The organism is Pseudomonas sp. S2_E02 (genome assembly GCF_054668355.1).
This window is the reverse complement of sequence record NZ_CP162761.1, coordinates 5,230,090-5,243,600: the sequence shown is the minus strand read 5'-3', so window position 1 is coordinate 5,243,600 and position 13,511 is coordinate 5,230,090. Positions and strand designations below refer to the sequence as shown.

13 protein-coding genes are annotated in these 13,511 nt (G+C 62.9%); 9 read left to right on the top strand and 4 right to left on the bottom strand.

Annotation, left to right across the window (positions count from 1 at the left end; genetic code table 11):
• Positions 1 to 171: 171 nt before the first annotated feature.
• From cobJ to cobG, 4 genes are read right to left on the bottom strand one after another with little or no spacing between them, the layout of a single operon-like run.
• Positions 172 to 1,872 (bottom strand): precorrin-3B C(17)-methyltransferase, encoded by a 1,701-nt coding sequence (gene cobJ, locus AB4O01_RS23490; RefSeq protein WP_460089717.1) that lies wholly within the window; start codon positions 1,870 to 1,872, stop codon positions 172 to 174.
• On the bottom strand, positions 1,872 to 2,606 hold the full coding sequence (locus AB4O01_RS23485; protein ID WP_460089716.1) for a precorrin-2 C(20)-methyltransferase: 735 nt from the start codon (positions 2,604 to 2,606) through the stop codon (positions 1,872 to 1,874). Before AB4O01_RS23485 ends, cobJ begins: the two co-directional genes overlap by 1 nt.
• The gene (locus AB4O01_RS23480) at positions 2,603 to 3,229 is read right to left on the bottom strand and encodes a precorrin-8X methylmutase (protein ID WP_093430238.1); all 627 of its coding nucleotides are present in this window, start codon (positions 3,227 to 3,229) and stop codon (positions 2,603 to 2,605) included. Before AB4O01_RS23480 ends, AB4O01_RS23485 begins: the two co-directional genes overlap by 4 nt.
• On the bottom strand, positions 3,222 to 4,517 hold the full coding sequence (cobG, locus tag AB4O01_RS23475) for a precorrin-3B synthase (RefSeq protein WP_460089714.1): 1,296 nt from the start codon (positions 4,515 to 4,517) through the stop codon (positions 3,222 to 3,224). The genes AB4O01_RS23480 and cobG overlap by 8 nt, the downstream gene beginning before the upstream one ends.
• Before the next feature lie 132 nt (positions 4,518 to 4,649).
• Here cobG and cbiE point away from each other — a divergent pair, with 132 nt between their 5' ends.
• From cbiE to AB4O01_RS23430, 9 genes are all read left to right on the top strand, one after another.
• Entirely contained in the window at positions 4,650 to 5,861 is a 1,212-nt protein-coding gene (gene cbiE, locus AB4O01_RS23470) for a precorrin-6y C5,15-methyltransferase (decarboxylating) subunit CbiE (RefSeq protein WP_460089712.1), read from the top strand.
• Positions 5,854 to 6,951, top strand: coding sequence for a cobalt-precorrin-5B (C(1))-methyltransferase (locus tag AB4O01_RS23465; RefSeq protein WP_460089711.1), 1,098 nt, complete (start codon positions 5,854 to 5,856; stop codon positions 6,949 to 6,951). Before cbiE ends, AB4O01_RS23465 begins: the two co-directional genes overlap by 8 nt.
• A complete protein-coding gene (locus AB4O01_RS23460; protein ID WP_460089709.1) occupies positions 6,948 to 7,676 on the top strand; it encodes a cobalt-precorrin-6A reductase in 729 nt (242 codons plus the stop codon). Before AB4O01_RS23465 ends, AB4O01_RS23460 begins: the two co-directional genes overlap by 4 nt.
• Positions 7,677 to 8,017: 341 nt before the next feature.
• The gene (locus tag AB4O01_RS23455; protein WP_186620962.1) at positions 8,018 to 8,308 is read left to right on the top strand and encodes an addiction module antidote protein; all 291 of its coding nucleotides are present in this window, start codon (positions 8,018 to 8,020) and stop codon (positions 8,306 to 8,308) included.
• 97 nt (positions 8,309 to 8,405) lie between these two features.
• Complete coding sequence (locus tag AB4O01_RS23450; RefSeq protein WP_122599673.1) at positions 8,406 to 8,804, top strand: DUF2946 domain-containing protein; 399 nt, start codon at positions 8,406 to 8,408, stop codon at positions 8,802 to 8,804.
• Between the two features lie 48 nt (positions 8,805 to 8,852).
• Entirely contained in the window at positions 8,853 to 9,332 is a 480-nt protein-coding gene (locus AB4O01_RS23445) for a copper chaperone PCu(A)C (protein WP_460089706.1), read from the top strand.
• A 21-nt stretch (positions 9,333 to 9,353) separates the two neighbouring features.
• Positions 9,354 to 9,800, top strand: coding sequence for a DUF2946 domain-containing protein (locus AB4O01_RS23440; protein WP_093430229.1), 447 nt, complete (start codon positions 9,354 to 9,356; stop codon positions 9,798 to 9,800).
• 84 nt (positions 9,801 to 9,884) lie between these two features.
• Positions 9,885 to 11,993 carry a TonB-dependent copper receptor gene (locus AB4O01_RS23435; protein ID WP_460089704.1) on the top strand — a complete coding sequence of 703 codons (2,109 nt, stop codon included), beginning with the start codon at positions 9,885 to 9,887 and terminating at the stop codon, positions 11,991 to 11,993.
• Positions 11,994 to 12,103: 110 nt separating this feature from the next.
• On the top strand, positions 12,104 to 13,477 hold the full coding sequence (locus tag AB4O01_RS23430; RefSeq protein WP_427120576.1) for a PepSY-associated TM helix domain-containing protein: 1,374 nt from the start codon (positions 12,104 to 12,106) through the stop codon (positions 13,475 to 13,477).
• Positions 13,478 to 13,511: the final 34 nt, after the last annotated feature.

Here is a 13,511-nt window from a genome sequence, read left to right as displayed (position 1 = left end):
CATGTGGCAATGAATTGCCTGGTTTCTTACCGGCGCACAAACGCACAAGGCCGCCAATCCAGAAGATTGGCGGCCTTGTGTTCGAGCGGAATGATTCAATCCGAAGCGTTAACCGGATATCACGTCTCACGCAGTTGCTTACAACTGCGCTGGACGCTCAACACGACTTTCTCACGCCCCGGGTTTTTCACCGTACCAGCGCGGGGTGTAAACCCAGACGCCGCCGTCACCGCGCGGGAAGGTGCAGGTGGTCGAAGAACCAATCAACACCATGGTGCGCATATCCACTTGCTCGGGGGTTAAGGCGCCGAGTGTCGTGGTGCGCAGGGTCTGGCCCGGACGGCCGATGTCGCGACCCAACACCACGGGGGTTTCAGGTGCGCGATGCTGCGCGACAATCTCCAGCGCCCGGCCCAGTTGCCACGGACGCGCCCGGGAGATCGGGTTGTAGAACGCCAACGCCAGATCCGCTTCAGCGGCCAGATCCAGACGTTTTTCGATGATCGACCAAGGCTTGAGATTGTCCGACAGCGACATCACGCAGAAGTCATGGCCCAGTGGCGCCCCGGCCTGTGCTGCGGTGGCCAGCGAAGCGGAAACACCCGGGAGAATTTCCAGATCGACGCTGTGCCACGCCGGGTCCGTCGACTCGTGCAAGGCTTCGAGCACCGCCGCCGCCATGGCGAACACGCCGGGATCACCCGATGACACGACAATCACCGAGCGCCCCTCGGCGGCCAGCCTGAAGGCGTGACGGGCGCGCTGCATCTCTTCGCGGTTGTCGGTGCAGTGCTGCACTTGATCGTCGCGAAACGGCCCGGCCATGCGTACGTAGGTTTCGTAGCCGAGCACATCGGTGGCGCGGGCCAGTTCGGCTTTGACTGCCGGCACCATCAGTTCGGCAGCGCCGGGGCCGAGGCCGATCACGGCGAGACGGCCGCGTGGCCGGCCAATGCTGGAAACCTCCAAAGGCTGTTCGGCGACCGCGATTGCCATGCCGTGGCTGACCACAACTTTAGCCTCAGGCACTGCGGCACGTGCCAGAGTTTCGATGTCGCTTTGCGCCGCAACGAAGCGCAGCGGCACACCCAGCTCAAGCGCCGCTTCACGCAAAACTGGCGCAGCCATTTGCGTCTCGCTGGCCAACAGACAGGCCAGCGACTGCACGGCGATTTGCGCCTGCTGCAACGCCAGGCGAACGGCATTCGCCAGATCAGCTGTTTCGGCACTCACCGCCAGCGCCACGCTGCGTGGATAGATCAGTAACTCATTGGCACTCGCTTCACGCGCGACACTGCCGACATGAATCGAACGCTGCGCTTGCGGATCTTCCGGCAATTGCGCCTGATCCAGCCACGGCGCCGCGCCTTCGATGCGCACGCTGTGACCGGCCAACAGGTCGGAGACAAAACGCTTGCCCAGTTCCAGATCGCCCAGGGCGTAACCGCTCGGAGGGTTGAGCAGGCACGTGCCAAAACGCAACTCGCCGCTGGTGGTGATCGCGGCTGTGACTTGCAGCCCGGCAGCGATGTCGCGCGCCATGACATTCACTCCGCCGAGGCCACCCAACAGCGGCACCACGGCGCTGCCGTCTTCGGCCACGGCGAGTACCGCAGGCTCGGCGCCCTTTTCCAGCAACAGCGGCGCCAGCGTACGGATGACGATGCCGGCCGCGCACAGGGCAATGATCGGCGTGTCCTGCTGATACAGCGCGCGCAGGGTCGCGCCGAACTCCTGATAGGTGCAATCGGCGCCTTCGACGCGCCCGGCGAGGCCGTGGATCTGCGCTGCCGGATAGACCTGTTGAATGCGCCGCGCGGTGGCCAGGCTACCCTGACCGAGAATGACGATGGCTGGCGTGGATTGAGTCATCAGCCTTGCCACCGTTCGCCCGGCACGATGATCAGCGAGAAGTACGGCGACGACATCGGCTCGACCTGATCCATCGGCACGATTTTCTGATTGGCCATGGTCGCGCGCTCGACATAAAGCGCGCGTTCGGCCAGACCGAGTTCTTCGAGGACCTGACGCACTTTGGGGAAATTGCGCCCCAGCTTCATGATCACCGCCGCGTCGGCATCGGCCAGACGCCGCTTCAACTCTTCATGGGGCAACACGCCCGAGAGCACCGACAGGCTCTGATTGCGATACACCAGCGGCGCGCCGAGCACCGAAGCGCCGCCCAGCATCGAGCACACGCCCGGCACCACTTGGGCTTCATAACGAGTGGCGAGGCGATCGTGCAGGTACATGTAGGAGCCGTAGAAGAACGGATCACCTTCACAAATCACCGCCACATCGCGACCGGCATCCAGGTGTGCGGCGAGCGTCTCGGCGGCTTCGTCGTAGAAATCGCTGATGACCTGCTCATAGGACAGCGGCGCCGGCAGCGCTTCGGTGGTCACCGGGTAGACCAACGGCAACAGGTTCTGCGCCTGTTGCAGATGCGCTTCGATGATGCCGAACGCGTTGCCCTTTTTGCCTTTGGCAACGAAGTACGCCACCACCGGCGATTCGCGCAGCAGGCGCAGGGCTTTGACGGTAATCAGCTCCGGATCCCCCGGGCCGACGCCCAGGCCAAGCAAACGTCCTTTGACCTGCATCATTCGATCTCCGTGGCGAGGGCATTGACGGCGGCGGCGGCCATGGCGCTGCCACCGAGGCGGCCTTGCATGATCACGAACGGCACGCCACGGCTGTCGGCCGCCAGGGCGGCTTTCGACTCGGCGGCACCGACGAAGCCGACCGGGAAGCCGAGGATCAGCGCCGGTTTCGGTGCGCCGGCGTCAAGCATTTCCAGCAGATAAAACAGTGCGGTCGGCGCGTTGCCGATTACCACTACGCTGCCTTCCAGATGCGGACGCCACAGCTCCAGTGCGGCGGCGGAACGGGTGTTGCCCAGCTCGCGCGCCAACTCCGGCACGCTCTCGTCACGCAAGGTGCAGATCACTTCGTTGTTGGCCGGCAGGCGCGCACGGGTCACACCTTCGGAGACCATCCGCGCATCGCAGAGGATCGGCGCACCGGCGGCGAGCGCATCGCGCCCGGCCTTGCCCGCACCTTCGGAGAACTGCAGACCGTCAATGGCCTCGACCATGCCGCAGGCGTGAATCACCCGCACCGCGAGTTTTTCCAGATCGGCCGGGATGCGCGCCAGATTGGCCTCGCGGCGAATGATCGCGAAGGAGTTGCGATAAATCTCCTGACCATCGCGGATGTAATCAAGCATCAAAGGGGCTCCGAGAGCGGGCGGCGAGCAGGGTCGCGGCCGCTTCAATAGTAAGGTTGCGTGCGTGCAGCGCGCCGAAACCCGGCTGCGTTGCATCGCGAAAATAGAGGTCGTAATGACCGGCACTGACGGCCAGCAACGTCGCCGGGGCACAGTGGGCGGCAGCGCAAGAACGCGTGCAGCCACTGAGGTGGACGTTGAGGGCCGTGGGCAGCAACGTCGCCAGATGGCGGGCGTCCTGCTTGGTGTCGGCCAGGCCTTTGCCGCAGCCACTGGCACCGGTGCAAGCGATCAGGCGTGAGAGGGGCTCGGTAGCGCGGGTCAACAGGTTCAGGTGCTCAAGGCCTTCCAGCACCTGAGCCGCATCACTTGCTTTGACGTCCGGCACCAGCAGGCTTTGCCAAGGCGTAAAACGCAGGCTGCCATTGCCGAACTGGCGGGCCAGTTGCGCAGCCCCGCGCAGCATCGCCGGATCGAGACGGCCCAGCGCCGGCACCGCACCGATATACACCTGACCCGCAGTGTTTTGCGGATGAACACCGATGTGCAGATCGTCCGCCTCGGCGGTGCGCTGCCAATCGCTGATCGGCTTGATCGGCAAACGTGCGCTCAGTTGTTGCAGAAACGCCGGCATCGGCAATTCATCGAGCAAATGACGCATGCGCGTCTGCTCGGGACGCGCCAACGCCAGGAACAACTCCAGCACCGCCACCACCAACGCATGGCCGTGCTCCAGCGCCACCGCGCCGACCGCGCGATCCGTCGGGCATCCGGCCAGGCCGAACGCCAGCCAGGTTTTGCCGTCACGCGCGAACGCCGATAACCACAGGTCATGGGGATGTTCGAGCATCGCCAGCGCTTCACCGCCATCCAGTTGCACAGCGAATTTGGCGCTCAGCTCGTGGAACTGTGGATGGCTTTGCAAGGTGTCGAGGATCTGCCCGGCGAGTCTGCGCGTGTCGATCTGCATCTGCCGATCAATGCCAGCAGCGGGGCTGAGCATCAGGTTGCGCACATCGTCACCGGCCGCCGTGCGCGGGCCAAGGCCGGCGGCGAGCAGACGCTCGATCAGCGCTGCGGATTGCTCACCGATCCCGCGAATCTGCAGATTGGCACGGTTGGTCGCCTCGATCGCCGCGCCGAACTGTTCGGCAGCATCGGCCACCGCGTCGGCCTGATCGGCGCTGATCGAACCGCCATTGAGCTTGATCCGGCAGATGCCGCCGTCCAGTGCCTGGACGATACGCAGCAACCCCGGGCAGGCCGAGGGGCGTAAGGCGGTGGACATCGGGCGTTCGTTCAAGGGGCTGACCGGCTGCGTGGGAAAGGCGCTTCGCGGGCGAAGGCGCGGTATTATGCCTGCTTTGTCCGCTGGCATGAAAAGACTGCCCGTCGGAACGGCGTGTTTAGAGGAATATAGATGTCACCCTGGCTGACGGTAGTGGGAATCGGTGAAGACGGCTTCAAGGGCTTGGGCAAAAACGCCCGGCGTGCCCTGCTGGGCGCCTCGCGGATCGTCGGAGGCCAGCGTCAACTGGATTTGCTGCCGGTGTGTATTCGCGGCGAACGCCAGTTGTGGCCCAGCCCGTTCTCCCTCGCACCGGTGCTGGAACAGCGTGGCGAAGCAGTTTGCGTATTGGCCAGCGGTGACCCGATGTTCTACGGCGTCGGTGCCAGCCTCGCCCGCCAGCTGCCAAGCGAAGAGATGCTGATCCTGCCCGCCCCGTCGTCCTGCGCGCTGGCCGCCGCCCGTCTCGGCTGGCCATTGCAGGAGGTGGTGACGCTGTCGCTGGTGGCCCGACCGCTGGCGGCGCTCAATGCGCAATTGTTCAGCGGCGTGCGCCTGTTGTTGCTGAGCAACGATGGCCAGAGCCCGGCAGCGGTCGCGCAATTGCTCGGCGAGCGCGGCTTCGGTTCGAGTCGCATGAGCGTGCTTGAGCATCTTGGCGGTGACGCCGAACGGCGCATCGACAGCACCGCCAATGCCTGGAATGCCGCGTCCGTGGCCGACCTCAATGTCATCGCCATCGAATGTCTGGCCGACGCACAGGCCCCGCGCCTTTCGCGTCTCGCCGGACTGCCGGATTCGGCCTTCCAGCATGACGGCCAGTTGACCAAACGCGACGTACGCGCCATCACCCTCGCCCGCCTCGCCCCGACCCCCGGCGAATTGCTTTGGGATGTCGGCGCCGGCAGCGGCTCGATCGGTATCGAGTGGATGCGTACGCACCCGAGTTGCCGCGCCTTGGCCATCGAAGCCGATGATGGCCGTCAGCAATTGATCGAGTACAACCGCGATGCGCTGGGGGTGCCTGGTCTGCAATTGATTCGCGGCAAGGCGCCGCAGGCATTGGCCGGGCTAGAACGCCCGGATGCAATTTTCATTGGCGGCGGCGTCACCCGTGAGGGCGTCTTCGAAACCTGTTGGGAACAGCTGAAGCCCGGTGGCCGTCTGGTCGCCAACGCAGTGACGCTGCAAAGCGAAGTGGCCCTGATGAACTGGCGCGAGCGCTTCGGCGGCGAACTGACGCGTATCCATGTCGCCCAAGCGCAGCCGCTCGGCGAGTTCGACACCTGGCGCCAGGCGCTGCCGATCACCCTGCTCGATCTGGTCAAACCCCTCGATGCGTGACGAAACCGCCGAACAACCCGCGCCCCTGCGCAGCGGCCTGACCACCGGCAGCTGCGCCACCGCGACCAGCCTGGCCGCCGCGCGCCTGTTGCTCAGCGGACTGGCGGCCGATGCGGTGCAGATCGTCTTGCCCAAAGGCAAACAGGTGCAGATGCGTCTGGAGTTCTGCCGCTTGACCGATGATGGCGCCGAGGCCGGCACGATCAAGGATGCTGGCGACGACCCCGACGTGACTCACGGCGCGTTGCTCTATTCGCGCGTGCGGCTGCTGAGTGAACCGGGGATTCGTTTCAATGCCGGCGCCGGCGTGGGCACCGTAACGCGGCCGGGACTGGTGCTGGGTGTCGGCGAGCCGGCAATCAACCCGGTGCCACGCAAGATGATCAGTGATCACCTGACACTGCTTGCCACCGAAACCGGTTATGCCGGCGGCTTCGACGTCACGGTCAACGTCGAGGGCGGCGAAGCGCTGGCGCTGAAAACCATGAATCCACGGCTGGGCATTCTTGGCGGTTTGTCGATCCTCGGCACCAGCGGCATCGTCCGGCCATTTTCCTGCGCGGCTTACATCGCCTCGATCCATCAAGGCATCGATGTGGCGAAAACCAATGGTTATCTGCACATCGCCGCGTGCACCGGCAATGCCAGCGAAGACACCATGCGCCGGGTCTACAACCTGCCGGAAATCGCCCTGATCGAAATGGGCGACTTCGTCGGCGCGGTGCTCAAGCATCTGCGCAAAGTGCCTGTGGATAAACTCAGCCTGTGCGGCGGCTTCGGCAAAATCAGCAAACTGGCGGCCGGACACATGGATCTGCACTCGCGGCATTCAAGTATCGATTTGCCGCAACTGGCTGAGTGGGCGGCGGCGATTGGCGCCGAAGAGGCGTTGCAGCAAAGCATTCGTGAGGCCAATACCAGCCAGCAGGCATTGGCCATGGCCAGTGCGGCGGGGATCGCCCTCGGTGATGAGGTCTGCCGCCATGCGTTGAATTTCGCCCGCAGCGTGGTGCCCGCGCAGGTGCAGGTCGAGGTGTTTGCGATTGATCGTCAGGGCGGCATTGTCGGGCATGCCGGAGGTTTTGCATGAAGCGGATATTGCTGCTCGGCGGCGTGACCGAAGCACTGGCGATTGCCCGTACGCTCGGGCCAGAACATATCTACAGCCTCGCCGGTGTTGGCCGGGTGCCGACGGATCTGACCTGTCAGGTCCGCGTCGGTGGTTACGGTGGCGCTGAGGGTCTGGCGCAATTCATTCGTGACGAAGGCATCGAACTGTTGCTCGACGCCACGCATCCCTATGCCGCACAGATCAGCCAGAACGCCGCGACCGCCGCGCGACTGACCGGCATCCCCTGCTGGGCGCTGCGCCGTCCGGCATGGCAGCCGCAGCCCGGTGATGACTGGCGTGAAGTCAGCGACTGGGCCGAGTTGATCACCGCCCTCAAACCGTTTCGCCGCCCCTTATTCACCCTCGGCCGCGAACCGCTGCAACACCTCGAAGAAATCCCTGCTGAGCAGTTCTGGACCCTGCGCGCCCTCGACGTCTACCCCGGCAACGAACGCTGCGAAGTGATCGGCGCGCGGGGGCCGTTTCTGCTTGAAGATGAGCGAGCGCTGTTTGAGCGGCGGCAGATCGATGTGTTGATCAGCAAGAACAGCGGCAGCACCGCCACCGAGCCGAAGCTGGAAGTGGCGCGCGAGCGTGGGCTGCCGGTGATTGTGTTGAAGCGACCGGGGTTGCCGGGGGTTGATCGGGAGTTTGCCTCGGTCGACGCAATCCTCATGGCCCTTGCGCCCCTTAACCTTATCTAAAAACAAGCGCAGTTCTCACGGACGCCTTCGCGGGCAAGTCGAATCGTCGCACCGCCGCTTCCACAAGGTTCGCGACGTACACAGACTACGTGTTCGCCACCGACCACTGTGGGAGCGAGCCTGCTCGCGAAGACGTCGGCAAAGTCTGCACATCATTGCCTGACCCACCGCTTTCGCGAGCAGGCTCGCTCCCACAATGTCACGGGCTCGGCCGGATATCTGACCTGAATCCTACAAACGCAACGGACACTGCCCACAACAACTTAACGAATCACTGACTATCGGCAGTCAGCGTCCACCTCTACGCTCAACGTCTTTGACTCCAAGGGCGCACACATCCAATGTCAGAAGAATTCGCCCGTTTTGACGCCGTCGAGTACCTCAAGACTCCCGAGGATATGGCGGCATATCTGGATGCCTGTTTTGACGACGATGAAGGCGATGGCGTTCTGATTCGTGCAGCACTCAATGACATCGCCCGAGCTCAAGGCATGACACAAGTGGCGCGGGATGCAGGTTTGGGTCGCGAAAGTCTTTATAAAGCGCTCAGTAGCACTGGCAATCCCGAATTCGCAACTATCATGAAAGTCATGAAGGCTCTGGGTTTGCGATTGCATGCCGTAACACTGTGAAGGCGCTGCGACACCAAACCGCACGACGCTTTTTTACTTATCGGCCCTGATCAGGCTAAATAGCCGCGCCTGATCGCCCACCCAATGGATCTGTCCCATGAACCGACACCGGCTAGCAATTGCCTGGATCGCCTGCTTTGCAGTGCTGTTCAACATGCTCGCCATGCCGATGACGGGAGCGATGGCGCAGGCGGCCAATTCACCGGCCGAACAGTTGCTCTGGAGCAGTTTCTGCACCGGCAGCGGGACGAAGATGGTTGCGATCAACATCGGCACCACCGATCAAAAGGCCCCGAGCAACGACAATCATTCGAACATGCAGCATTGCTGGTGTTGCTCAGGCTCGGCGCCACTGGTGGCGTTGCCGGGGCATTCGCCGCAGCTGTATTTCGCCCGCTACGAAAGCAACCGCAGCGTGGCGCCAGCCTCTCTGCAAACACCCACGCCGCGCCAGCAATGGCCGAGTCTCAATCCCCGCGCTTCCCCTCTGGTTTGATTTGTTCGCGCAATTGACCTGCGTTTCAAATCGTTCTGGAGAACTGCCATGTTGAACAAACTCATCATCGTCGCTGCGCTGCTGTTGCCGGCGTGCTTTGCCCATGCTCACGAATACAAAGTTGGGGAACTTGAGATCGCCCATCCGTGGTCGCAAGAGTTGCCGCCGAATGCACCGACAGTCGCCGCCTATTTCATCATTCACAACGCTGGCAAGACTGACGATCGTTTGCTCAGCGTCGATTCGCCCATCGCTCCGGAAGCGCAACTGCACGAACACGTCATGCAGGGCGATCTGATGAAGATGCAACAAGTGCCGAGCGTGGCCATTCCGGCCGGCGGCAACGTGACGTTTGCGCCAATGGCCTATCACGTGATGCTGCTCAACCCGAAAGACCGCAGCCTGCTCAGCGACGGCAAGCGCTTCCCGCTGACGCTGCATTTCGACAAGGCCGGTGACGTCACCGTCGAAGTCTCGGTGCAGAAGAAACCGCCGGAAACCACACAGGCCCACGCGCACGCCCAGTAAGCCTTCCGGCAGACTCCGCCCATGCGCCCGCTGAGCGCCAGGCCCTCCCGACAACGCCGTCAGACTCAACACCTGACTCGCGGCAGCTGGATCGCCCTGTTCGCCATGTTGATGATTTTCATCGGCCCACTGATTTCTCAGTCGATGCCGATGGATCAGCACGCCTCGACATCGATGCCGTTGAGCATGGACATGTCGATGGACATGCCGGGCATGGATCACGCGGGCCATGATGCAAAACCGAGCGCCGAACACTGCCCACCGCAATCCTCGCACCACGTGCTGTGGGAAAAGTGCGGCTACTGCAGCCTGCTGTTCAACTGCCCGGCGCTGACTGGGGGCGGTGATTTCGTCGCCTTCAACATCCCGCCGCTGAACACCTTCACCCCGCCCTCCCCGCGCCTGGGCCACGCCCGGCAGACCTTCTTCCCCGGCGCCCGCACCCGCGCCCCGCCCATCGCAGCGTAAACACGCGCCTTTGATTGCACACGGTTGAGAAGACAGCTTCAGGCTGCCGGCCGTGTCGTTTACGACTGTTTGATGGAAATTGTCATGTCCAGGTTTTCTGCTGTTCCACGCTCGGGCGTTGCCCCGGCGTCCTTCGCTCTGAACGAATCGCGGGTTCGTTTCAGGCACGCTACCGCCGTCCTTTGCGGCGTCCTGCTGTCACCGCTGGTACTGGCCGGCCACCAGGAAGAACTGAGCCCTACGGTGATTACCGCGATCGCCCCGAGCTCACCGCTGACCATCGTCACCAACCCCAAAGACCCGCGCCAACCGGTGCCGGCCAGTGATGGCGGCGATTATCTGAAGACCATTCCGGGCTTTGCGCTGGTGCGCAATGGCGGCACCAACGGCGATCCGGTGCTGCGCGGCATGTTCGGTTCGCGCCTGAACATCCTCACCAACGGCAGCATGATGCTCGGCGCCTGCCCCGGCCGAATGGACGCGCCGACTTCGTATATCTCGCCGGAAACCTACGACAAACTCACCGTGATCAAAGGCCCGCAAACGGTGCTTTACGGCCCCGGCGCGTCGGCGGGTACGGTGCTGTTCGATCGTGAGCCAGAGAGCTTCGGCGAACTCGGCACCCGCGTGAACGCAAGCATTCTGGCCGGCTCCCACGGACGTTTTGACAAGGTTGTCGACGCCGCTGCCGGCGGCCCGTTGGGCTACGTGCGCGTGATCGGCAACACCGCGCATTCCGACGATTACCGCGATGGCAACAACGACATCGTCGCCTCACGCTACGACAAGTGGAACGGCGACATCGCAGTGGGCTGGACCCCGGACGCCGACACCCTGATCGAACTCACCGGCGGCAAGGGCAACGGCGAAGCGCGCTATGCCGGACGCGGCATGGACGGTTCGCAGTTCCTGCGTGAAAGCCTCGGCCTGCGTTTCGAAAAATCCAACATCACCGACGTGCTGGAGAAACTCGAAGCGCAGGTCTACTACAACTACGCCGACCATGTGATGGACAACTACACCCTGCGCACGCCGTCCGGCACCGGAATGATGTCGGGGCCCATGGCCTCCAACGTCGACCGCCGTACCCTCGGCGCACGGATCAAGGCCACCTGGCGCTGGGCTGATATCCAACTGATCACCGGCCTCGACGCGCAGACCAACGAACACCGCCAGCGCAGCGGCATGGGCATCGATACCTACAAGGATCAGCCGTACAGCAAGGACGCCGATTTCCATAACTATGGCGTGTTCAGCGAAATGACCTGGTACGCCGCCGACCGTGATCGGCTGATCAGCGGCGCCCGCGTCGACCGCGCTTCAGCCAAGGATTACCGGCAAACCACCGGCTCGGGAATGATGTCCCGCCCCAACCCGACCGCCGACGATACCCGCGCCGACACCCTGCCCAGCGGGTTCATCCGCTACGAGCATGACCTCGCCGACAGTCCGACCACGCTCTATGCGGGCCTCGGTCACGCGCAACGCTTCCCGGATTACTGGGAGCTGTTTTCGCCCAAGTCTGGCCCGGCAGGATCGGTCAACGCGTTCGATTCGATCAAACCGGAAAAGACCACTCAGTTCGACTTTGGCGTGAACTACAAGAGCGCCGAACTTGAAGCCTGGGCCTCGGGTTATATCGGCGTGGTGCGCGATTACATCCTCTTTGATTACACCCCGGGAATGATGGGCATGAGCACCTCGCGCGCCGAGAACATTGACGCGCGAATCATGGGCGGTGAACTCGGTGCCGCGTACAGACTCACCGACCACTGGAAAGCCGATGCGACCCTGGCCTACGCCTGGGGCAAGAACAGCAGTGACGGCAAGGCTCTGCCACAGATGCCGCCGCTGGATGCGCGTTTCGGCCTGACCTATAGCGAAGACAACTGGAGCGCCGGTGCACTGTGGAGGGTGGTTGCCGCGCAAAATCGTATCGATCAGAACAAGGGCAACGTGGTCGGCAAGGATTACGACAAGAGTTCGGGCTTCGGCGTGTTCTCACTCAACGGTGCCTACCGGATCAACAAGAACTGGAAGGTCAGCAGCGGCGTCGACAACCTGTTCGGCAAGGCTTACGCCGAACACCTGAACCTGGCGGGCAACGCCGGATTCGGCTACCCGGCCAATGACCCGCAAGCGATCAATGAGCCGGGGCGCACGCTCTGGACCAAGGTCGACATGAGTTTCTAACAGCATCGCCAGCAGGCTGGCTCCCACTGTAGGAGTGAGCCTGCTCGCGATCGGTTGCGCAGCAACCGCCAATGACAACTAGAAGATCCAAGCCAAGCGGAGCACACGTGATGAAACAGCCCAAACCGAATTTCTACAACCTGGCCTGGCGTTGGCATTTTTACGCCGGTCTCTTCGTCGCCCCGTTCATGGTGATGCTGGCCCTGACCGGCATCATTTATCTGTTCAAACCGCAGCTCGATTCGTTGATGTACAGCAGCCTGCTCAATGTCCCCGCCGGCCATCACACTGTCCCGGCCGATGACCTGCTGCAGCGGGTGAAAAGCGCTTATCCACAAGGCCAGGTCACCCAATACCTGCCACCGGTCAACGCCGAGCGCAGCGCACAGTTTGTGGTGAAGAACGCCGGCCACGAACTCAACGTATTCGTCGATCCATACCACGGTGACATCCTTGGCGAGCAGGATGCCAAGCAGAATCTGCAAGCCATCGCCCGCGCCATCCACGGTGAGTTGATGATCGGCACCGTCGGTGACCGCCTCATCGAAATGGCCGCCGGCTGGGGCGTGGTGCTAGTGGTGTCGGGACTTTTTCTGTGGTGGCCACGCGGTCAGGCCGCGGGGATTTTGTGGCCACGGCTGAACAGTCGCGGTCGAGTATTGTGGCGTGATCTGCACGCGGTCACCGGGTTCTGGGGTGCAACACTGTTGCTGGTGATGTTGCTCAGTGGCATGACCTGGACCGGTTTCTGGGGCAAGCAATACGCCCAGGTGTGGAACGTCTTTCCAGCGGCGATGTGGGACAACGTGCCGACCTCCGATGTCGAGGCGCGCAGCCTTAACAGCGCCACCCGCCAGACTGTGCCATGGGCGATGGAAAACACGCCGATGCCAATGTCCGGCGACCACGCCGAACACATGAACCACGGCGCCAGCAACGCCGGCCCCGCAGCACCCGCCATCCGCCTGCAAGACGTGCAAAACATTGCAACCCAACGCAAGGTCGAGCCGGGCTACAGCATCACCCTGCCGACCACCGCCACCGGTGTGTTCACCATCGCTGTGTTCGCCGATGACCCGCGCAACGATGCGACCCTGCATGTCGATCAGTACACCGGCAAGGTCCTCGCCGATGTGCGTTTCGAACATTACGGCACTGTGGCACGGGCCACGGAAATCGGCGTGATGCTCCACGAAGGCAAGATGTTCGGCACCTTCAACCAGATCGTCGTGCTGCTGATCTGTCTGATGATTCTGCTCAGTGCCGTCAGTGGTGTGGTGATCTGGTGGAAGCGTAGGCCACAGGGCAAATTCGGCGTACCGCCGCTGCGTCATGACTTGCCGAAATGGAAAACCGGCGTGGTAATCATGTTGGCGCTGGCGGTGGTGTTCCCGTTGGTGGGGGCTTCGCTGGTGGTCGTCTGGTTGCTGGATCGATTGCTGCTATCGCTCATTGACCGGCAACCTGAGTCTGCCTCGACGTAAATCCGACTCAATGTGGAGTGGCCGCCGACGGCGG